General features: G+C 72.7%; 19 protein-coding genes. 13 read left to right on the forward strand and 6 right to left on the reverse strand.

Features of this window, described 5'->3' with window-relative positions; translation table 11 throughout:
• Positions 1–113 precede the first annotated feature (113 nt).
• The 6 genes from ABD224_RS05620 to ABD224_RS05645 all read left to right on the forward strand — a co-directional run bounded on the left by ABD224_RS05620 (position 114) and on the right by ABD224_RS05645 (position 5,515).
• On the forward strand, positions 114–1,562 hold the full coding sequence (locus ABD224_RS05620; RefSeq protein WP_344047406.1) for an NAD(P)H-hydrate dehydratase: 1,449 nt from the start codon (positions 114–116) through the stop codon (positions 1,560–1,562).
• Between the two features lie 77 nt (positions 1,563–1,639).
• The gene (locus ABD224_RS05625; protein WP_344047408.1) at positions 1,640–2,053 is read left to right on the forward strand and encodes a cytidine/deoxycytidylate deaminase family protein; all 414 of its coding nucleotides are present in this window, start codon (positions 1,640–1,642) and stop codon (positions 2,051–2,053) included.
• Positions 2,054–2,154: 101 nt separating this feature from the next.
• Positions 2,155–3,321, forward strand: a complete 1,167-nt coding sequence (alr, locus tag ABD224_RS05630; RefSeq protein ID WP_344047410.1) for an alanine racemase — start codon at positions 2,155–2,157, stop codon at positions 3,319–3,321.
• Positions 3,322–3,422: 101 nt separating this feature from the next.
• The gene (locus ABD224_RS05635; RefSeq protein ID WP_344047412.1) at positions 3,423–4,643 is read left to right on the forward strand and encodes an alpha/beta fold hydrolase; all 1,221 of its coding nucleotides are present in this window, start codon (positions 3,423–3,425) and stop codon (positions 4,641–4,643) included.
• Positions 4,612–5,178: a tRNA (adenosine(37)-N6)-threonylcarbamoyltransferase complex ATPase subunit type 1 TsaE gene (gene tsaE / locus ABD224_RS05640; protein WP_344047414.1), complete on the forward strand. Its 567-nt coding sequence runs from the start codon at positions 4,612–4,614 to the stop codon at positions 5,176–5,178. The genes ABD224_RS05635 and tsaE overlap by 32 nt, the downstream gene beginning before the upstream one ends.
• A 133-nt stretch (positions 5,179–5,311) precedes the next feature.
• Positions 5,312–5,515 carry a hypothetical protein gene (locus tag ABD224_RS05645; protein ID WP_344047416.1) on the forward strand — a complete coding sequence of 68 codons (204 nt, stop codon included), beginning with the start codon at positions 5,312–5,314 and terminating at the stop codon, positions 5,513–5,515.
• Between the two features lie 39 nt (positions 5,516–5,554).
• Here the strand turns inward: ABD224_RS05645 and ABD224_RS05650 are convergent, their stop codons facing one another.
• Positions 5,555–6,112 carry a hypothetical protein gene (locus tag ABD224_RS05650; RefSeq protein ID WP_344047418.1) on the reverse strand — a complete coding sequence of 186 codons (558 nt, stop codon included), beginning with the start codon at positions 6,110–6,112 and terminating at the stop codon, positions 5,555–5,557.
• Positions 6,113–6,265: 153 nt separating this feature from the next.
• Between ABD224_RS05650 and tsaB the strand changes: the two genes are divergently transcribed.
• The 4 genes from tsaB to ABD224_RS05670 are packed head-to-tail and all read left to right on the forward strand — an operon-like array spanning position 6,266 to position 8,841.
• Positions 6,266–6,919: a tRNA (adenosine(37)-N6)-threonylcarbamoyltransferase complex dimerization subunit type 1 TsaB gene (gene tsaB, locus ABD224_RS05655; RefSeq protein ID WP_344047420.1), complete on the forward strand. Its 654-nt coding sequence runs from the start codon at positions 6,266–6,268 to the stop codon at positions 6,917–6,919.
• A 56-nt stretch (positions 6,920–6,975) separates the two neighbouring features.
• Positions 6,976–7,479: a ribosomal protein S18-alanine N-acetyltransferase gene (gene rimI / locus ABD224_RS05660; protein ID WP_344047469.1), complete on the forward strand. Its 504-nt coding sequence runs from the start codon at positions 6,976–6,978 to the stop codon at positions 7,477–7,479.
• Positions 7,472–8,578, forward strand: coding sequence for a tRNA (adenosine(37)-N6)-threonylcarbamoyltransferase complex transferase subunit TsaD (gene tsaD, locus ABD224_RS05665; protein WP_344047422.1), 1,107 nt, complete (start codon positions 7,472–7,474; stop codon positions 8,576–8,578). The genes rimI and tsaD overlap by 8 nt, the downstream gene beginning before the upstream one ends.
• On the forward strand, positions 8,575–8,841 hold the full coding sequence (locus ABD224_RS05670) for a hypothetical protein (protein ID WP_344047424.1): 267 nt from the start codon (positions 8,575–8,577) through the stop codon (positions 8,839–8,841). Before tsaD ends, ABD224_RS05670 begins: the two co-directional genes overlap by 4 nt.
• Before the next feature lie 324 nt (positions 8,842–9,165).
• Here ABD224_RS05670 and ABD224_RS05675 read toward each other — a convergent pair whose 3' ends face one another.
• From ABD224_RS05675 to ABD224_RS05690, 4 genes are all read right to left on the reverse strand, one after another.
• The gene (locus tag ABD224_RS05675; RefSeq protein WP_344047426.1) at positions 9,166–11,478 is read right to left on the reverse strand and encodes a beta-xylosidase/alpha-l-arabinosidase; all 2,313 of its coding nucleotides are present in this window, start codon (positions 11,476–11,478) and stop codon (positions 9,166–9,168) included.
• Between the two features lie 108 nt (positions 11,479–11,586).
• Entirely contained in the window at positions 11,587–12,501 is a 915-nt protein-coding gene (locus ABD224_RS05680) for a carbohydrate ABC transporter permease (RefSeq protein ID WP_425580916.1), read from the reverse strand.
• A 4-nt stretch (positions 12,502–12,505) separates the two neighbouring features.
• Complete coding sequence (locus ABD224_RS05685) at positions 12,506–13,396, reverse strand: carbohydrate ABC transporter permease (RefSeq protein ID WP_344047428.1); 891 nt, start codon at positions 13,394–13,396, stop codon at positions 12,506–12,508.
• A gap of 35 nt (positions 13,397–13,431) precedes the next feature.
• Positions 13,432–14,745, reverse strand: coding sequence for an ABC transporter substrate-binding protein (locus ABD224_RS05690; protein ID WP_344047430.1), 1,314 nt, complete (start codon positions 14,743–14,745; stop codon positions 13,432–13,434).
• Between the two features lie 197 nt (positions 14,746–14,942).
• Between ABD224_RS05690 and ABD224_RS05695 the strand changes: the two genes are divergently transcribed.
• Together ABD224_RS05695 and ABD224_RS05700 are read left to right on the forward strand one after the other, a co-directional pair.
• Positions 14,943–15,971, forward strand: a complete 1,029-nt coding sequence (locus tag ABD224_RS05695; protein ID WP_344047432.1) for a LacI family DNA-binding transcriptional regulator — start codon at positions 14,943–14,945, stop codon at positions 15,969–15,971.
• Between the two features lie 242 nt (positions 15,972–16,213).
• A complete protein-coding gene (locus tag ABD224_RS05700) occupies positions 16,214–17,293 on the forward strand; it encodes an LCP family protein (protein ID WP_425580917.1) in 1,080 nt (359 codons plus the stop codon).
• Positions 17,294–17,323: 30 nt separating this feature from the next.
• Here the strand turns inward: ABD224_RS05700 and ABD224_RS05705 are convergent, their stop codons facing one another.
• Complete coding sequence (locus ABD224_RS05705; protein ID WP_344047436.1) at positions 17,324–18,505, reverse strand: THUMP-like domain-containing protein; 1,182 nt, start codon at positions 18,503–18,505, stop codon at positions 17,324–17,326.
• Positions 18,506–18,595: 90 nt separating this feature from the next.
• On the opposite strand from ABD224_RS05705, the gene ABD224_RS05710 reads away from it, so the two are divergent.
• Positions 18,596–19,543, forward strand: coding sequence for a polysaccharide deacetylase family protein (locus tag ABD224_RS05710; protein ID WP_344047438.1), 948 nt, complete (start codon positions 18,596–18,598; stop codon positions 19,541–19,543).
• Positions 19,544–19,874 lie beyond the last annotated feature (331 nt).

A 19,874-nucleotide genomic window follows, 5' to 3' on the forward strand; every position in this document is an offset into this window, starting at 1 on the left:
ATGCTCGACGACCCGTCGGAGGCGGGCCACTCGGCGCGGGGCGGTGCGCACCGGCCACCGCCGTCGTCGGCTTCGCGTGCGAGGCCGGGCGGATCCGGGGCAGACTCGACCGCATGCGCATCGGATACAGCGTGGAGACGGTCAGGGCGGCGGAACGCGCGCTCATGGCGAGGCTTCCCGAGGGGGCGCTCATGCAGCGGGCGGCGGCCGGACTCGCCGCCGCGTGCGCGGATCTGCTCGGGCGGGTGTACGGACGCCGGGTGGTGCTGCTGATCGGCAGCGGGGACAACGGGGGTGACGCGCTGTATGCCGGGGCCCGGCTGGCGCGGCGCGGGGCCGGGGTGGTCGCCGTGCTGCTGGCGCCCGACCGTGCGCACCCCGGCGGTCTTGCCGCGCTGCGCCGGGCGGGCGGAAGCGTGGCCCGGGCCGGTGCCGCCGAGGCGGCGATCGACCGGGCCGATCTGGTCGTCGACGGCATCGTCGGCATCGGCGGCAAGGGCGGTCTGCGCGCCGAGGCCGCCCCGCTGGCCGAGCGGGCCGCGCGCTCACGGGCGGCCGTGGTCGCCGTGGACCTGCCGAGCGGGGTCGAGGCGGACTCCGGCGAGGTGCTCGGCGCGGCCGTCCGCGCCGATCTGACCGTCACCTTCGGCACGTACAAGCCGGGACTGCTCATCGACCCGGCGCGCGAGCACGCCGGTACGGTCCGGCTCGTCGACATCGGCCTGGGCCCCGAACTGCCCGACGAGCCCGAGCTGGAGGCGCTGCAGCACGCCGATGTGGCCGGTCTGCTGCCGCTGCCGACCGCCGAGAGCGACAAGTACCGGCGCGGTGTCGTCGGCGTCGCCGCGGGCTCGGCCCGTTACCCGGGCGCGGCCGTGCTCGCCGTGGCGGGCGCGCTGCGCGGCGGGGCGGGCGCGGTGCGGTACGTCGGTCCGGCCGGGCGGGAGGTGATCGCCCGCTTCCCGGAGACGCTGGTCTCCGACCAGGGGCCGCACAAGGCGGGGCGGGTGCAGGCCTGGGTGGTGGGGCCGGGCGCCGGGGACGACGCCGCGACCGTCGCGGAGGTGCTGGAGGCGGACGTTCCCGTCCTGATCGACGCGGACGGTCTGCGCCTCGCCGACCGCGACGCCGTACGGGCCCGTACCGCCCCCACCCTGATGACCCCGCACGCCGGGGAGGCCGCCGCCCTGCTCGGTACGACCCGTGAGGAGGTCGAGGGGGCCCGGCTGTCCTCCGTGCGCGAGCTCGCCGCCCGCTACCGGGCGACCGTCCTTCTCAAGGGCTCGACCACCCTGGTCGCCGATCCGGACGGCGGCCCCGTACGCGTCAACCCGACCGGCACCCCGTGGCTCGCCACCGCCGGCAGCGGTGACGTCCTGTCGGGCCTGGCCGGCTCCCTGCTGGCGGCCGGTCTGACCGCCCGCGACGCCGGCAGTGTGGCCGCCTATCTGCACGGTCTGGCCGGCCGCCTCGCCGCCCAGGGCGCCCCGGCCGGCGCCCACGAGGTGGCGGAAGCCATTCCGCAGGCGTGGCGGGACGTACGGGACCGGGTCGGGGGATAGTGCTCTCACCGGCATCCGGCCCGCGCCGCCGGGTGCCGGTCCTTGTTCTCACCCGGCACCCGAAGGGGGTGGAGCCGTTGACCACGCGGACCGGTCAGGTCGACCACGAGCTCGTCGAGGCCGCGGCCCGGGTCGCCCGGACCCGCTGCCGGGGCGACCACCACACCATGGCCGCGGCGGGCCGCGCCCGGGACGGGCGGATCGTGACCGCCGTGAACGCCTGTCACTTCACCGGAGGCCCGTGCGCCGAGATGGTCCTGATCGGCGCGGCGGCCGCCCAGGGCGTGTACGCACTGGACACGGTCGTCGCCGTGGGCGACCGCGGACGCGGGGTCGTTCCCCCGTGCGGCCGGTGCCGTCAGATGCTCGCCGACTACTTCCCCGCCCTGCGGGTCGTCGTCGGCAACGGTGACGACGCCCGGACCGTGCCCGTGGTCGACCTGCTCCCCGAGCGCTACGTCTGGACGGACCGCCCGGGCGGCACCGGCTGACCCCGGCCGGGAGGGCGACGGCGGGCATCCCCGCCCCGCACGCGTCCGCTACGGGCCGGGTGCGGAGGGGACGCGGGGAGCCTTTGAGACACTGGGGCGCGATGAACGAGACAGCACACCCGCGGTCGGCGCCGCTGCGCGCCCGCGCCGAGATCGACCTGGCCGCAGTACGGGCCAACGTACGGGCCCTTCGCGACCGGGCGCCCGGCGCGGCCCTCATGGCCGTGGTGAAATCCGACGCCTACGGCCACGGCGCCGTCCCGTGCGCCCGAGCGGCTGTCGCCGCCGGGGCGACCTGGCTCGGCACCGCCACACCGGAGGAGGCCCTCGCTCTGCGGGAGGCCGGGCTGTCGCCCGGGCAGGTGCGGATCATGTGCTGGCTGTGGACGCCCGGCGGACCCTGGCGCGAGGCCATCGAGGCCGACCTCGACGTGTCCGTGAGCGGGATGTGGGCGCTGAAGGAGGTCCGGGAGGCGGCGCGTGCCGCGGGACGGCCGGCGCGGGTCCAGCTCAAGGCCGACACCGGCCTCGGACGCAACGGCTGCCAGCACGCCGACTGGGCCGATCTCGTCACCGAGGCCCTGCGCGCCGAGGCCGAGGGACTGATCCGCGTCACCGGACTGTGGTCCCACTTCGCCTGTGCCGACGAGCCGGGGCACCCCTCCGTCGCCGCCCAGCTCGACCGCTTCCGCGAGATGGTCGCGCACGCCGAACGGCTCGGCGTGCGCCCCGAGGTGCGGCACATCGCCAACTCGCCCGCCACGCTCACCCTCCCCGAGGCCCGCTTCGACCTCGTGCGCTCCGGTATCGCCCTCTACGGCATCTCGCCCAGCGCCGAGATCGGCACCCCGGTCGACCTCGGGCTGCGCCCCGCCATGACCCTGACCGCCTCGCTGGCCCTGGTCAAACGCGTCCCCGGGGGACACGGCGTCAGCTACGGGCACCACTACGTCACCCCCGGCCCGACCACCCTCGGCCTGGTGCCCGTCGGCTACGCGGACGGCATTCCGCGCCATGCCTCCGGCACCGGGCCGGTCCTGGTCGGCGGCAAGTGGCGTACGGTCGCGGGCCGGGTCGCCATGGACCAGTTCGTGGTGGACCTGGGCGGGGACGAGCCCGAGATCGGCTCCGAGGTCGTGCTCTTCGGGCCGGGCGACCGCGGTGAGCCCACCGCCGAGGACTGGGCCCAGGCCGCCGGCACCATCGCGTACGAGATCGTCACCCGGATCGGAACACGCGTTCCCCGCGTCTATCTGAACGAGGAGTAGCGGGGGAAACGGGAGAACGAGGAGTAGCAAGGAAAGCGGGGGAGCGGGCCGTGCGGAGCGGCCCGTGCGGACAGCAGGACGGCACCAAGGGGAGCGGGCAGGTGAGCAGGAGCAGCGCGGTCGCGAAGGCCACCGAGGGGGCGGCCGGCGGCTGGCGCAGGGCGACCGGCATCGCGGGCGCCGCGATAGGCATGGTGGCGGCGGGCGCGGCGGTCGGCGTCGCCATCGAGCGGATGACCGTCGGCCGCGGGATGCGCCGCAAGGCCCGGCTCGCCCTGGACTCGGCGGGCCCCTACGGCGCCCTGCGCGGCACCCCCGGCCGGGCCCTGGCCGACGACGGCACCGAGCTTTACTACGAGGTCGACGACATCGACCCGGACGTGGATCCCGGCCCGCGCCGCCGCCGGCTCTTCGGCCGCAGGTTCCCCGCCCCCGTCACCGTCGTCTTCAGCCACGGCTACTGCCTCAACCAGGACTCCTGGCACTTCCAGCGTGCGGCGCTGCGCGGTGTCGTACGGACCGTGCACTGGGACCAGCGCAGCCACGGCCGCTCCGGGCGGAGCGCCACCCGCACGAGCGAGGGCGCGCCGCTGAGCATCGACCAGCTGGGCCGCGATCTGAAGGCGGTGATCGACGCCGCCGTGCCCGAGGGGCCGATCGTGCTGGTCGGGCACTCCATGGGCGGCATGACCGTGATGGCCCTCGCCGCCCAGTACCCCGAGCTGATCCGTGAGCGGGTCGTCGCCACCGCCTTTGTGGGCACGTCCTCCGGGCGGCTCGGCGAGGTCAACTTCGGGCTGCCGGTGGCCGGGGTCAACGCGGTGCGCAGGATCCTCCCCGGGGTGCTGAAGGTGCTCGGGCAGCGGGCCGAGCTGGTGGAGAAGGGGCGGCAGGCCACCGCGGACCTGTTCGCCGGGATCATCAAGCGGTACTCGTTCGCCGGGCGGGACGTCGACCCGGCCGTCGCCCGGTTCGCCGAGCGGATGATCGAGAGCACACCGATCGACGTGGTCGCCGAGTTCTACCCGGCCTTCACCGACCACGACAAGACCGAGGCACTGGCCCTGTTCCGGGACATGCCGGTGCTCGTCCTGGCCGGGGTGGAGGACCTGGTCACGCCCAGCGAGCACAGCGAGGCGATCGCCGATCAGCTTCCCGACGCGGAGCTGGTGCTGGTCCCGGACGCCGGGCACCTGGTGATCCTGGAGCACCCGGAGGTCGTCACCGACCGCCTCGCCGATCTGCTCGTCCGCGCCGGCGCGGTCCCGGCAGGCACTACCGTGGGCAAGTATGGAAGCAGCAGCACCGCCCACCCCGGCTGACCCCGCCTTTGTCGAGATCACCGTCAACTCCCCGGAGCAGATGCAGGAACTCGGCCGCCGTCTGGCCAAGCTGCTGCGCGCCGGCGACCTGGTGATGCTCAGTGGGGAGCTCGGCGCGGGCAAGACCACGCTGACCCGCGGACTCGGCGAGGGCCTGGGCGTACGCGGTGCCGTCACCTCCCCGACCTTTGTGATCGCCCGTGTGCACCCGTCCCTCGGGGACGGTCCGCCGCTCGTCCACGTCGACGCCTACCGGCTGTCCGGCGGGCTGGAGGAGATGGAGGACCTGGACCTCGACGTGTCGCTGCCGGACTCGGTGGTCGTCGTGGAGTGGGGCGAGGGCAAGGTCGAGGAGCTGTCCGACGCGCGCCTGCAGGTCGTGATCCACCGGACGGTCGGCACCGCGCCCTCCCCGGGGGCGGCCCCCGGAGCCCCCGGTGCGCACGAGGTGGGCGCGGACGGGGTGCGGCAGGTGACGGTGACCGGGATCGGGGACCGGTGGGCAGCCGTCGACCTGGGGGTTCTGACCGCCTGAACCCCCGCGCGGGCTTTCCGGCAGCAGGCCGGCGGCGTTTCTTGCGTCGAGTGCGTCCGGCGTGGTCCCCTGGTGTCCCGCTCGTAAGTTAGGTATACCTAACCTACGTCCGCCCCAGTCCGAGGAGGCGTCCATGCCGGCCAGGGAGAGCTCCATGGAGAACGCCACGAAGAACACCGAGCAGCGACGCCGGCAGCCGCAGCCGTACACGGTCGGCGGTGTGTCCATGCGGGACCTGCTGGCCTCCTGCGCCGCCGCGGACGCGGTCTCCCGCCCGCCGCACGCCCCGGAGCCGGCGGACTCCCGGACGGCAAAGGAGCACCGCCGGGCGGCGTGACCCCGCCGGACGGCCCGTTCCCCCGCGGCCGGCGCCGCTCTACCGCACGACGACGACCTTCTGACCGACCGGCGCGAACATCCACATCGCCTCGCCGTCCGCCCGCGACTCACGGATGCCGCCGGTCCTCACCGCCCGGCCGGGCGCCGGCGCGGAGCCGTCCACGGCCGCGCTGAAGCCGATCACCACCCCGTCCACGCTGGTGAAGCGCACGACGTGCTCGACGGGGACGCCGTCGGTCCCGGTGGTCGCCTTCGTCCGGGACGTGACGGCGTAGGTCCCCGGGGGCGGGTCGACGCTGCCGGGGGTGACCTTGAAGGTGTGCCGCACCTCGTCGTCCGGGCCGACCAGCCACACCCGGTCGTCGCCCACCGAGTACACGACCCGCTCGCCGGTGCCGGAGCCGTCGGGCGGCGCGACCGGGCGCCGCCCGGCACGGGGCGTCCCGGTGGCGCTCGCGGCGGGCGTCGCCGAGGCACCGGGGGTGCCGCGCAGGTCCTGCGGAGCGTTCGCCCGCGCCTGGTGGGCGAGAAAGCCGACCACGGCGAGGGCGGCGGCGGTGAGCCCGGCCACGAATCCCGCGCTGCTCCGTGCCACGGTCGTCCACCTCTGCGTCGGTCGTACGAGTCGGTCTCTGTGTCGGTCTGTCGGTCGTATCAGCTGTATGAGCGGTGTGCGGCGACGTTAGCAGCCGGAGGCCGTCCTTCCGGGGCGGCGGTGCGGGGCCCGCCGGAGCCGTACGCTGTTTGCGTGCTCTTGCTCGCTCTGGATACCGCCACCCCCGCCGTCACCGTCGCGCTGCACGACGGTACGGCCGTCATCGCCTCCTCCACCCAGGTGGACGCACGCCGGCACGGAGAGCTTCTGCTGCCGGCCGTCGACCGGTTGCTCGCCGAGGCCGGGCTCGGGCTGGACGCCGTCACGGGCATCGTGGCCGGCATCGGGCCGGGCCCGTACACCGGACTGCGGGTCGGACTGATGACCGCCGACACCTTCGGGCTCGCGCTCGGGGTCCCCGTGTACGGCGTGTGCACGCTCGACGGCCTCGCCTACGCCGCCGACATCGACGGTCCTTTCGTCGTGGCGACCGACGCCCGCCGCAAGGAGGTCTACTGGGCCCGCTACGCGGACTCCCGCACCCGTGTCACCGGCCCGGCCGTCAACCGGCCCGCCGACATCGCCGGCGAGGTCGCCGGCCTGCCCGCGGTCGGGGCGGGCGCGCTGCTGTATCCCGACACGTTCCCGCAGGCGCACGAGCCCCAGCACGTGTCGGCCGCCGCCCTCGCCTCGCTGGCCGCCGAGCGGCTGGCCGCCGGCGAGGAGCTGCCCGCCCCCCGGCCGCTGTATCTGCGCCGGCCGGACGCCCAGGTGCCCAAGAGCTACAAGGTGGTCACTCCGAAGTGACGGGAGAAGCGACGGAACGGACGACGACCGGGGCGGCGGACTGCGTGGTGCGCGAGATGCGCTGGTGGGACATCGAGCCGGTGATGGAGCTGGAGAAGGACCTGTTCCCCCAGGACGCCTGGTCCCGGGGCATGTTCTGGTCCGAGCTGGCGCACTCCCGGGGCCCGGGGGCGACCCGGCGGTACGTGGTCGCCGAGAAGGACGAGCAGATCATCGGGTACGCCGGGCTGGTCGTCTCCGGCGACCAGGGGGACGTGCAGACCATCGCCGTCGCCCGGGACCACTGGGGCACGGGGCTCGGCTCCCGGCTGCTCACCGAACTGCTGCGGGCCGCGACCTCGTTCGAGTGCGCCGAGGTGCTGCTCGAGTGCCGGGTGGACAACGTGCGCGCCCAGAAGCTCTACGAACGCTTCGGCTTCGAGCCGATCGGCATCCGGCGCGGCTACTACCAGCCGGGGAACGTCGACGCCCTGGTGATGCGCCTGCGCATGGCGTCCGACGACGACTCCGCGGACGCGACCTCCCCCGACGGTGAACAAGGAACCGAGATCCATGACTGACATGCGGGACGAGCCGCTCGTCCTCGGCATCGAGACCTCCTGCGACGAGACCGGCGTCGGCATCGTCCGCGGCACGACGCTCCTGGCCGACGCCGTCGCCTCCAGCGTCGACGAGCACGCCCGCTTCGGCGGTGTCGTCCCGGAGGTGGCCTCCCGGGCCCATCTGGAGGCGATGGTGCCGACCATCGAACGCGCGCTGAAGCAGGCGGGCGTGAGCGCCAAGGACCTGGACGGCATCGCGGTGACCGCCGGACCGGGACTCGCGGGCGCGCTGCTCGTGGGCGTCTCGGCGGCCAAGGCGTACGCCTACGCCCTGGGCAAACCGCTGTACGGCGTCAACCACCTGGCCTCGCACATCTGTGTGGACCAGCTGGAGCACGGCCCGCTGCCGGAGCCGACGATGGCGCTGCTGGTGAGCGGCGGCCACTCCTCGCTGCTGCTGTCCGCGGACATCACCTCGGACGTACGGCCCATGGGGGCGACGATCGACGATGCGGCGGGCGAGGCCTTCGACAAGATCGCACGCGTGCTGAACCTGGGCTTCCCGGGCGGGCCGGTGATCGACCGGTACGCGCGGGAGGGCGACCCGGAGGCCATCGCCTTCCCGCGCGGGCTGACCGGGCCGCGCGACCCGGCGTACGACTTCTCCTTCTCCGGCCTGAAGACGGCGGTGGCCCGCTGGATCGAGGCCAAGCGGGCGGCGGGGGAAGAGGTTCCGGTCCGCGATGTGGCGGCCTCCTTCCAGGAGGCGGTGGTGGACGTGCTGACCCGCAAGGCCGTACGGGCCTGCCGTGACGAGGGCGTCGACCATCTGATGATCGGCGGCGGGGTGGCCGCGAACTCGCGGCTGAGGGCGCTGGCCCAGGAGCGCTGCGAGGCGGCCGGGATCCGGCTGCGGGTGCCGCGCCCCAAGCTGTGCACGGACAACGGGGCGATGGTGGCGGCGCTGGGCGCGGAGATGGTCCGCCGGGGGCGGCCGGCCTCCGGCTGGGATCTGTCGGCGGACTCGTCCCTGCCGGTGACGGAGACGCATGTGCCGGGGCACGGTCACGGCCACGACCATGTGCATGAGGTCAGCAAGGAGAATCTGTACTCGTGACGGTTGCGCTGATGTGGGAGGCCCGGGCGGCCGAGGGCCGGGGGGAGGACCTCCTGGCCTGGGTGCGGCGGCAGAAGCTCGAGCGGGAACCGCTGCGCCGGGAGACCTTCCGCGCCCCGCAGGACCGGGTGCTGGTCATCACGTGGTGGGACGCGGAGTACGACGCGGAACTGCCCGAACTTCCCGAACCGGACAGTGAGTTGATGAGGCGTCCGGTGCACCGGTGGCGGTTCGAGTCGGTCGGGACGGAGGCGGACGTCTGATTGGCCGTCCGCCCGCCGGATGCGCTACGATCATCACACGCAAGCGGCCAACAGAGGCTGGCGAGCGGTGCGTTGGTGGTCTAAGGAAAGACGCCCCGCCTCCCGCGGGGAGATGCAGGTGCAAGGCCTGCCCAGCGCTCGACGGAACCCCGTCCCCGGTTCGCCGGGGGCGGGGTCTTCTTCTTGTCCGGCCGGCTGCCGTCCGTCCGTTTTCGGCGGGGGTGCGCCTTCGGCGCCGGACGGTGGGACGACCACCTCGCCCGGCACCGAAGGCGAACCGCGTCCGGGGACGGCAGCGGGGCGAGAAGCCCCGCGAGGGGCGGGTCAGCTCACCTCCGCGGTCTCCGTCTCGCAGCGCAGCCGCCGGTCCCGGCCCAGCTCCCTCACCGGACCCGTCAGGGTCAGACGGGCGGTGTGGCGGACGTCCGCCGACGAGGCGGCCAGACGCAGTTCCAGGGCGCCCGGCTCGACCACCCGGCGCCCCTCGCGGTCGGTGAACGCCGACAGGTCCGCGTGGAACCGGAAGGTCACCCGGCGGGACTCGCCGGGGGCCAGCTCCAGCCGCTCGTAGCCGATCAGGCGCATGTCCGGGCGGGTCACCGACGCCACCGGGTCGTGCAGATACAGCTGCACGACCTCCGCCCCGGCCCGGTCACCGGCGTTGCGGACGGTCAGCGAGAGCGCGTACGAGCCGTCCGTGCCGATCTCGGTGACCTCGTCGCCCTGGAAGCCGGACCACTCGAACGTCGTGTACGACAGCCCGTGCCCGAACGGGTACAGCGGCGTCGGGTCCAGGCTGCTCACCTCCCCTGCCAGACCCAGCGGCGGCTGGAGATACGTCCACGGCTGGCCCCCCGGCCCGCGCGGCACGCTCACCGGCAGCCGGCCCGAGGGGTTCACCCGGCCCGACAGGACGCCCGCGACCGCGGGCCCGCCCTCCTCGCCCGGGAAGAACGCCTGGACGACGGCGCCCAGACGGCCGTCCCAGCGGCCGAGGGCGTAGGGACGGCCGGTCAGCAGGACCAGCACCACCGGCACGCCCGTCGCCACCAGCGCGTCCAGCAACTCGCCCTGGACACCGGGCAGGTTCAGGTCCGCCACGTCGCAGCCCTCGCCCGAGGTGCCCCGGCCGAACAGGCCCGAGCGGTCGCCCAGGACCGCCACGCACACATCCGCCTCCCGCGCCCGGGCGACCGCCTCCGCGAAGCCGGAGGTGTCCGGGCCGGAGACATCGCAGCCCTCCGTGAACGTCACCTTCGCATCGGACAGTTCGGTGCGCAGTGCCTGAAGCAGCGTGGGAATCTCGATGCCCATGGGCACCTCGGGGTGCTGGGTGCCCACATGGGAGGGGAAGGAGTAGCAGCCCAGCATCGCCAGGGCGTCCGCCGCCCGCGGGCCGACCACCGCGATCCGGGTGTCCGGAGACAGCGGCAGCACCCCGTCCGGGTTGCTCAGCAGCACCACCGACTCCTCGGCCAGGCGGCGGGCCACGGCCCGGTTGCCCGCCGAGTCCAGGTCGATCGGCTCCGTGGGGACGTCGGGGCTCCAGTCCTCGTCCAGCAGGCCCAGTTCGCACTTCTGCAGCAGGACGCGACGGGCCGCGCGGTCCACCAGCGACTCCGGGATCGTGCCCTCGCGCACCGCCGCCACCAGGTCCTTGCCGTAGCACTTCAGCGTCGGCAGCTCGACGTCGATGCCGGCGTCCAGGGCCAGCCGGGCGGACTCCACCGGGCTGTCCGCCACCCGGTGCAGGGTCTGCAGGAAGTCGATGCCGAAGTAGTCCGAGACCACCGTGCCCGTGAAGCCCCACTGCTCGCGCAGCAGGTCGGTGAGCAGACGGGGGTCCGCGGAGGCCGGGACGCCGTCCGTCTCCGTGTACGCCGCCATCACCGAGCGCGCGCCGCCCTCGCGCAGCGCCATCTCGAAGGGCAGGAGCGTGATGTCGGCGAACTCCCGGGTGCCGGCCCGTACCGGGGCCAGGTTGCGGGCGCCCGCCGAGGAGGCGTACCCGGCGAAGTGCTTCAGCGTGGCGACGATCCCCGCCGACTCCAGTCCCCGCACATAGGCGGTGCCGATCGTGCCGACCAGGTACGGGTCCTCGCCGATGGTCTCCTCCACCCGGCCCCACCGCAGATCGCGGACCACGTCCAGGACCGGGGCCAGGCCCTGGTGCACCCCCACGGAGCGCAGGTCCCGGCCGATGCGGGCGGCCATCTCCTCCACCAGGGCCGGGTCGAAGGTGGCGCCCCAGGCCAGGGGGACCGGGTAGGCGGTCGCGCCCCAGGCCGTGAAGCCGGCCAGGCACTCCTCGTGGGCGACCGCGGGAATGCCGAAGCGGCCGGCCTCGATGATCCGGCGCTGGGCGCGGGCCAGCGCCTGCGCGCCCAGCGCCGGGTCCACGGGGGCGGTGCCGAAGGAACGGGTGAGCTGGCCGAGGCCGAGCGTGATCAGCTCGTCCCAGTCGTAGTCCGTGTTCATCGCCTGCTGGTGCGGGGCGACACCGTTGCCGTCCGTCGCGGCTCCCACCCATACGCCGTACAGCTGGGCGGTCTTCTCCTCCAGCGTCATCCGGGAGAGCAGGTCGTCGACGCGGGCGGCGGCGGGCAGGGCGGAATCGCGCCAGGGGACGGTGGTCATGGAACTCCTGTCACAGACGTCGGGGGGGAAGGTCGGGAAGGATCGGGGAAGGTCGGGAAGGATCGGGGAAGGTCGGGAAGGTCAGGGAGGGCCGGGGAAGAAGGGGGTTCACTTGCCGCCCACGCCCATCAGACCGTCCACGAGGGCGCGCCGGGCCAGCAGGTAGACGACGAAGATCGGGACGCCGGAGAGGACGACGGAGGCGAGCAGGGCGGGAATGTTCACGCCGAACTGGCTCACGTAGTTGAACAGACCGAGGGTCAGCACGCGCGGGCCGTCGGACTGGGTGAAGATCAGTGGGAAGAGGAAGCCGTTCCAGGCCTGGAGGGCGGAGTAGATGACGACCGTGCCGATGCCGCCCTTGGCCAGCGGGATGACCAGCTGGAACAGCATCCGGGTGGGGGAGGCGCCGTCCAGGGCCATCGCCTCGTACAGCTCCTCGGAGATGTCCCGCAGGGTGCCGGTGAGGACGAGCACCGACACCGGCATCGCGAAGGCCGCCGTCGGCAGGATGATCGCGAGCAGGCTGTCGTAGAGGTTCAGCTTGGCGATCATCAGATAGAGGGGGACGACCACCGCCTGCGCGGGAATGGCCACCCCCAGCAGGAACATCCGGAAGGCCGTGTCCGACCAGAAGGTGCGGGTGCGTACGGCGACATGGGCGAGCGGGACGCACAGCACGAGGACGATCGCCACGACCGCCGCCGCGACGATCGCCGTGTTGGTGAGGAAGTGGCCGAAGCCGCTGTTCAGGACGGTGCGGTAGTTCTCCAGGGTCGGGTGGGAGGGCGGCTTGAGGGCGTTGTGGCCCAGTGCCTCGTCCTGGTGGGCCAGCGAGGTGGTGATCATCGCGTAGATGGGGATGATCACCACGGCCAGCCAGACGACCGAGCCCAGCCCGGCCAGCAGGTTCGGGCGCTCGGCCCGGCGGCGGCGGTGCGCGGGGGCCGCCGTCCTCGGCGGCTTGGGCGGCGCCGGTGCGGGACGGCGCGGCCGTGTGGCGTGTGACGTCGGGTGGGACACTTCGTCACATTCCTTCCCTGGTGCTGCGCATGGCGCCGAAGCCGGTCAGCCGGACCAGCAGCAGCGACAGCGCGGTGGCGGCCACGACGAGGAAGGTCGCGACGGCGCTCGCGTAGCCGAAGTCGTAGCTTCTGAAGCCCGCCTCGTACATCAGGTACGGCAGGATCGCGGTGTCCGTGCCGGGACCGCCCTGCGTCAGGATCAGCACGGTCTCGAAGTACGTCAGCGAGCCGACGATCATCAGCACGCTCGACATGGTCGCCGTGTTGCGCAGCTGCGGCAGGGTGATCGAGAAGAACTGGCGGTAGCGGCCGGCGCCGTCGATCGCCGCTGCCTGGTAGAGGACGTCGGGGATCTGCCGCGCCCCGCCCTGGTAGAGCAGGGTGTGGAAGGGGATGAACTGCCAGCCGCCGACGAAGACGATCGCGAGGAAGGCACCGGAGGTGGTGCCGAGCGTGTCGCCCTGGATGAGGCCGAAGTTGGGGTCGAGCAGGGCGTAGAAGAGCAGCGCGATCGCCGTCGAGGACAGCAGGAACGGCACGAAGAAGACCGCGGAGAGGATCGCCCGGTTGCGCTGGCGGCCCGCCGCCCAGACGCCCAGCAGCAGCGACACGGCCGTCTGGAAGGCCCAGCTGACCACGGTGAGCAGCACGGTCACCGTCAGGGACTGGGTCAGACGCGGGTCGTCGATCAGTTTCCGCCAGTTCGCCAGGCCCACCGGCTCGGGGTCGCCCAGGCCGTTCCACCGCGTGAAGGACAGGCAGAAGGCCAGGATCATGGGGACCACGGCGAAGAAGGCGAAGAACAGCACACCGGGCAGGATCCAGGCGGTGTGCGGGCGTCCGGCCCGCACACCCGTCCCGGGACCGTCCGTGCGGGGCCCGCTCTTCGTCACGGGCCCTTCCTTCGTCACGGGGGTGACGGTCGAACTCACTTCAGCCCCTTGAGCGCCGAGACGAACTGCGCCGGCGACGACTTGCCCACGAACAGCTTGTTGATCTCGGTGAGCATCGGCGACTGCCAGCTCGGGTCGACCGCCTGGTCCCAGCTCAGGGTGAACGCGGGCGCCTGCTGCACCATCTCGTACTGGAACCTGGCGAACTCGGGGTTGGGGGAGGCGTCGAGCAGCCTGGCCGCGTTGGAGGTGGTCGGGATGTCGCCGTTGGCGATCAGGTCCTTGGCGTACGCCTCGGAGGCGCAGTCCTTGAGGAAGGCGATCGCGGCGTCCCGGTTGGAGGTACGGGCGTTGACGGACCAGTAGTTGGTGGGGTTGCCGACGACGTTGCGGATGTCGCCGGAGCCGCCCTCGTACCTCGGGAACGCGCACCAGCCCAGGTGCTTCTTGGCGAAGTCCGGGAACTTGCCGAGCTGCGTGGGGTACTCCCAGGAGCCCATCAGGTGCATCGCCGCCTTGCCCCGGGCGAACACGGCGGGCGCGCCGCCGTTGTTGTACGACACCGAGCTGAAGCCCTTGCCGAAGGCGCCGTCGTCGATGAGCTGCTTGACCGTCTCGGCGGCCTTGAGGACGGCCGGGTCGCCCCAGCCGGAGGCGTCGCCGTTCTTGATGCGCTCGAAGACCTCGGGTCCGCCGATGCGGTCGACCAGGTACTCCAGCCACATCAGTTCCGTCCAGGTGTCGGCGCCGCCGAGCGCGAACGGGGTGATGTCCGCCTTCTTCAGCTTGGCGTTGATGTCGAGCAGCTGGTCCCAGGTGGTGGGCGGCTGGAGCTTGTGCTCGGCGAAGATCGTCTTGTTGTAGAAGAGGATCACCGGCTGCATGCCCCGCATCGGGATGCCGTAGCGGCGGCCGTCCAGCGCGCCGGAGTCGAGGACGGAGGGCAGGAAGCCGTCCCTCAGGACCGGGTCGGACTCGATGACGTCGGTGAGGTCGACGAGCTGGTTCGCCTCCTTGTACGCCTTGATCGAGCCGCCGCCCCAGTTGAAGAACACATCGGGGGCGTTGGGGGAGCCCATCGCGGTGCGCAGCTTGGCGGGGTAGTCGGAGGCGGGCACCTTCTCCAGCCTGACCTTGCCGCCGGTCTTCCGGGCGGCGGCCGAGGCGTTGAACCGCTCGGCGGCCTTGACCTGGATCTTCACCGCGTCGTCGCCGTACACCATCGCCGTGATGGTGCCGGTGCCGGAGCCGCCGGAGCCGCTGCCGGAACCGCAGGCGGTGAGTCCGGCGGCCGAGATGAGGGTGGTGGCGCCGACGCCGAGGAACCAGCGTCTGCTGTAGGACTCCATATGACGGCACCTCTCGCGATGTCGTGTTTCCGGATGGTCGTCCGGCCGGTGCGGATGTGCGGCCGAGAAATGCGTGGCCGGAGGAGGGGTACATCCTGCGCAAGGCCGAATGTTTCGTATGACACGTCGAATGTTCCGGGAACCTATGGCGCGCAAAGGGGTTCGTCAAGGGGTCGCGCAGAGATACGATCGCCCGCATGAATCCTCCGAAGCCCGCAGAAACACAGACCGCCACGCTTGCCGAGATCGCCCGTGAGGCCGGTGTGTCGGCTCCGACTGTTTCGAAAGTTCTCAACGGGCGGGCCGATGTCGCCCCGGCAACCCGCAGCCGTGTCGAGGAGCTGCTGCGGGCCTACGGCTACCGGCGCCGACGGGCCGAGGCGACCCGCTCACCGCTGATCGACCTGGTCTTCCACGAGCTGGAGAGCGCCTGGGCGATGGAGGTCATCCGGGGAGTGGAGAACGTGGCCCGGGACGCGGGGCTGAGCGTCGTGCTCTCCGAGAGCGCGGGCCGGCTCACCCCCGGGCGGACCTGGGCCGACCAGGTCGCCGCCCGCCGCCCGCACGGCGTGATCCTGGTGCTGTCCGAGCTCGACGAGTCCCAGCAGGCGCTGCTGACCAGCCGTTCCATCCCGTTCGTGGTGATGGATCCGGCCGGTGACCCGGGCGCCGACGTGCCGTCGATCGGTGCGACCAACTGGCAGGGCGGGCTGGCCGCGACCCGGCATCTGCTGGAGCTCGGGCACACCCGTATCGGCGCGATCAGCGGACCGTCGCGGATGATGTGCAGCCGCGCCCGGATCGACGGCTACCGGGCGGCGCTGGAGACGGCGGGGGTGCCGGTGGACCCGTCGCTGATCATGGCCGGGGACTTCCACCACGAGGCCGGCTACCGGCTGGGGCTGAAGCTGCTGGACCGCGAGGACCGGCCGACCGCCGTCTTCGCGGGCAACGACCTGCAGGCGCTCGGACTGTACGAGGCGGCACGCGAGCTGGGGCTGCGCATCCCGGAGGACGTGAGCGTGGTCGGTTTCGACGATCTGCCGGTGGCGCGCTGGGTGGGCCCGCCGCTGACGACCGTGCGCCAGCCGCTGACCGAGATGGCGGAGGCGGCGGCGAGGCTGGTGCTGGACCTCGGGCGCGCGCAGGAGAAGCCGGTGGCCACCCGGGTGGAACTGGCCACGAGCCTGGTGGTGCGCAGCAGCACGGCGGCGCCGACGGGGTGAGGCCGTGCGGCCGCGGCCCCGGTTGCCCGGGACCGGGCGGTCAGGGGGCGTCCGAGGGGGACTTCGACGAGTCTTCAACGAGTCTTCAACGGGTCTCCAACGGTTCTTCAACAGGTCTTCAAGGAGCGTCCAAAAGGCGTCCACGAGGTCTTCAAGGAGATCGAAACTTTCGGAGAGGAGATGTTCCGAGGGGAAGCCCTGTAAAGCCCTCCCCCCTGACGGGCTCTCCAGGGGTCGGTCGTATGTTCCTCTCCGTGAGGGGACACAACAGGGGACATGACAGGGAACTCGGGGACGGCAGGGAGGCCTGCAGACGGGGGACACGACGCTCGAGGGTGCTGAAGGCCATGGGCCTCACCCTGGCCGGTGCCCTGGTCCTGGGCGTGGCGGCGGCGGGCTGGGCGTACTGGCAGCTGAACCGCAACATCACCGGCGTCGACATCAACGACGCGCTCGGCGACAACCGCCCGCCCAGGCCACTGGCGGCACCCGCGGCCGAGACCTCGGCTCTGCCCGGCGGCGCTCTCAACATCCTGGTGCTGGGCTCGGACTCGCGCAGCGGCAAGGAGAACAAGGAACTCGGCGGCGGCGACAGCGAGGGCGCGCGCTCCGACACCGCGATGGTCGTGCACATCGACGAGGGCCGGACCTCGGCCACCGTGGTGAGCATCCCGCGCGACACGCTGGTGGCGCGTCCGTCCTGCCCGCTTCCCTCGGGCGGTTCGACGGCGCCGGCGTTCAGCGCGATGTTCAACAGCGCCTACGCGGTGGGCGGGCCGGTGTGCGCGGTGAAGACGGTCGAGACGCTCACCGGCATCCGCATGGACCACTACGTCGAGATCGACTTCTCCGGCTTCGCGAACCTGGTGGACGCGCTCGGCGGGGTCACCGTCACCACCGAGCAGGACATCGACGACGACAAGAGCCATCTGCGTCTCGAGGCCGGCACCCACCGGCTGAACGGCACCCAGGCCCTCGCCCTGGCCCGCACCCGGCACGGCATAGGCGACGGCAGCGACCTCGGCCGCATAGGGCTGCAGCAGATGCTGGTCAAGGCCATGCTTCAGGAGGTCGCCTCCAGCGACCTCCTCAACGACCCCGCCCGGCTGTACCGGGTCGCCGACGCGGTCACCGGCAGCCTGACCACGGACACCGGTCTGGACTCGCTCGCCGAGCTGATGGAGCTCGCCCAGAGCCTGAAGAACCTGACGGCCGAGAACGTGACGACCGTGACCCTGCCGGTGGTGACGGCCCCGTACGACCCCAACCGTGTGGTGCCGCAGGAGCCGGAGGCGAGCGGCCTGTGGGCGTCGCTGCGCTGACCGCTCCCCGGGTTTCCGGGTTTTGGGGCGTCAGCGCACCGGGTGTCCGAGCAGCATGGCCGGGGCCCCCGCGACACGGGTGAGGAACACCGTCGCCGTGTTCCTCCCCTGCGGCTTGGGGAGGACCTTGCGGCGCAGCTCCTCCGGCTCGACCGCCGAGCCCCGCTTCTTCACGGTCAGCGTGCCGACCTCGCGTGCGCGCAGCAGGGCCTTCAGTTTCTTGACGTTGAAGGGGAGGTGGTCGGTGATCTCATAGGCGGAGGCATAGGGGGTGGGGCGCAGGGCGTCGGCGGTGATGTACGCGATGGTCTCGTCGAGGAGGCCGCCGTCGAGGTCCGCGGCGACCTCGGCCACGAGATGGGCGCGGACGACCGCGCCGTCCGGTTCGTACAGATAGCGGCCCGGTGTGCGCACCGGGGGGTCGGGCAGGCCGCGGGCCCGCAGGGTGTGCGGTCCGGGCAGCAGGGTCGCCCGGACCAGGCCCGGCTCGGTGCCGAACCACAGCACCGCCTCCTTCACGTCCCCGCCGTCGGAGACCCACTCGGCCTCGGCCTGCGGCGGGATCGCCTCGTGCGGAATGCCCGGGGCGGTCTTCAGGGCGGCGTGCGGTGCCTTCAGGGCCGTGCCGACGGCCCAGGAGAGCGGGGGCGAGTACGCCTCCGGGTCGAAGATCCGGCCCCGGCCTCCTCTTCTGGCCGGGTCCACGAAGACGGCGTCGTACGGTGAGGGGTCCACCTGTGTCACATCCGCCTCCCGGACCTCGATCAGCTCGCTGAGCCCCAGGGCCTCGGCGTTCGCGCGGGCCACGGCGGCGGTCAGCGGGTCCCGGTCCACGGCGAGGACCCGGATCCCCGCGCGGGCCATCGCGATCGCGTCGCCGCCGATCCCGCAGCACAGATCGGCGACCGAGGACACGCCCAGCCCCCGCAGCCGTTGTGCCCGGTACGCCGCCACGCTCGCCCGGGTCGACTGCTCCACCCCGTTCGGGGTGAAGAACATCCGTTGCGCGTCCTCGGCCCCGAACTTCGCCGCCGCCCGTTGCCGCAGCCGGGCCTGGCCGAGTGCCGCCGACACCAGCTCGGCGGGATGGTCGCGGCGCAGCCGGGTGGCGACGGCGAGTTCGTCGGCGGGATCGATGCCGCGCACCTCGTCCAGGAGGGCGCGGCCCTCGGGGGTGAGCAGTGAGGCGAAGGTGTGGAGAGGGTCGTTCACCGGCTCATTGTGGGCCGCCCGGTGGACGGCGTGCCCCGGGGCGCGGTGTCGTCCCGGGTTCCCGGCGGCGGCCTGCGAGGATCCAGCGGCATGAGGCTGGTCGTACAAAATGACAAAAAAATCGCCAAAGCCCCCCAAGGGGGCGCGCGGCGCAGAGCCGGGATCCAGAGCGGACTTGTGGGGCTCGCCATGGCCGCCCTCGCCTCGGGCTGCACCCCGTCGGGCACGCAGGCGCACCCGGCACCCGGTCAGCAGCGCCTCCAGGCGCCCTCGGCCCGCGCGCTGGACTCCTACGCCACCCGTCTGCGCACCTCCTACGAGCAGCGGGCGGCCGCCGCCGGCCGCTGGGGCCTGGAGCAGGTTCCGCTGCCGCCCCCGCCGCCGCCCGCCGCGAAGCCGAGGATCACCGTCCGCCCGGGCTTCGAGGTGACCGGTCAGGAGGACGAGGACCTGCCCCCGGTCTTCACCACGGTCCCCACCGCGCACAAGGTCGTCTTCCTCACCATCGACGACGGTGCGGAGAAGGACCCCGCGTTCCTGCGCATGATGGACGACCTGAAGATCCCGTACACGGCGTTCCTCACCGACTACCTCGTCGAGAGCGACTACGGCTACTTCCGGACGATGCAGGCCTCCGGAGTCACCCTCAACAACCACACCCTGAACCACCCGTATCTGCCGGGCCTGTCCTACGAGGAGCAGAGGCACGAGATCTGCGGCATGCAGGACGTGATGAAGAAGGAGTTCGGCAAGCGTCCGAAGGCGTTCCGCCCGCCCTACGGCAACTACAACCGGGACACCCTGCGCGCCGCCAAGTCCTGCGGCATCGCGTACGTGCCGCTCTGGAACGAGGAGGTTTTCGTCGACCGCTGGGAGTTCCGTGAGAGCGACCGGCGGCTGCGGCCCGGGGACGTCGTCCTCACCCACTTCCGGGGCCCCGCCGAGTGGAACGGCACGATGGTCGACGCCATGCGCCGGTTCCTCGACCATGTGACGGCCGAGGGGTTCGCGGTGGCCCGGCTGGAGGACTACCTGTGACGGTGCCCGGGGTGGTGTGCAGGGCGGTGCGGAGGGCAGTTCCGGCCCGTCGACATGGTCCGTGAACCGCGGCTGCCGCTCGGCGTGTTCCTCATGGACGTGGACGGTGTCGTCGGACCGGGGCGGGCGCCGCGCGTGTCCGGCGCCGGACGGCCGGCGGCCCGGCGGGCCCGCTGCCGGATCCCCCGGTCCGGGGATCCCGGGGAGCCGGAGGGCGAACCGTGCGACCCGGCAGCGCGTTGGTGACAAAAGGGGATAAAAGAGTGCAAGACCCCCTGGAGGGCGGTTGCTGAGAGAAGCGGCACCGTGCCCGAACAGGAGTCGGAAGGAC

Source organism: Streptomyces thermoalcalitolerans (genome assembly GCF_039525155.1).
In the GTDB taxonomy this organism is placed as follows: domain Bacteria; phylum Actinomycetota; class Actinomycetes; order Streptomycetales; family Streptomycetaceae; genus Streptomyces; species Streptomyces thermovulgaris.

What these genes read in the sequence shown, in the direction of transcription:
- ABD224_RS05620 (WP_344047406.1), top strand. Translation starts at nt 114, where the DNA reads ATGCGCATCGGATACAGCGTGGAGACGGTCAGGGCGGCGGAACGCGCG.
- alr (WP_344047410.1), top strand. Translation starts at nt 2,155, where the DNA reads ATGAACGAGACAGCACACCCGCGGTCGGCGCCGCTGCGCGCCCGCGCC.
- tsaE (WP_344047414.1), top strand. Translation starts at nt 4,612, where the DNA reads ATGGAAGCAGCAGCACCGCCCACCCCGGCTGACCCCGCCTTTGTCGAG.
- ABD224_RS05645 (WP_344047416.1), top strand. Translation starts at nt 5,312, where the DNA reads ATGCCGGCCAGGGAGAGCTCCATGGAGAACGCCACGAAGAACACCGAG.
- rimI (WP_344047469.1), top strand. Translation starts at nt 6,976, where the DNA reads ATGCGCTGGTGGGACATCGAGCCGGTGATGGAGCTGGAGAAGGACCTG.
- tsaD (WP_344047422.1), top strand. Translation starts at nt 7,472, where the DNA reads ATGACTGACATGCGGGACGAGCCGCTCGTCCTCGGCATCGAGACCTCC.
- ABD224_RS05675 (WP_344047426.1), bottom strand. Translation starts at nt 11,478, where the DNA reads ATGACCACCGTCCCCTGGCGCGATTCCGCCCTGCCCGCCGCCGCCCGC.
- ABD224_RS05690 (WP_344047430.1), bottom strand. Translation starts at nt 14,745, where the DNA reads ATGGAGTCCTACAGCAGACGCTGGTTCCTCGGCGTCGGCGCCACCACC.
- ABD224_RS05695 (WP_344047432.1), top strand. Translation starts at nt 14,943, where the DNA reads ATGAATCCTCCGAAGCCCGCAGAAACACAGACCGCCACGCTTGCCGAG.
- ABD224_RS05700 (WP_425580917.1), top strand. Translation starts at nt 16,214, where the DNA reads ATGTTCCTCTCCGTGAGGGGACACAACAGGGGACATGACAGGGAACTC.
- ABD224_RS05710 (WP_344047438.1), top strand. Translation starts at nt 18,596, where the DNA reads ATGAGGCTGGTCGTACAAAATGACAAAAAAATCGCCAAAGCCCCCCAA.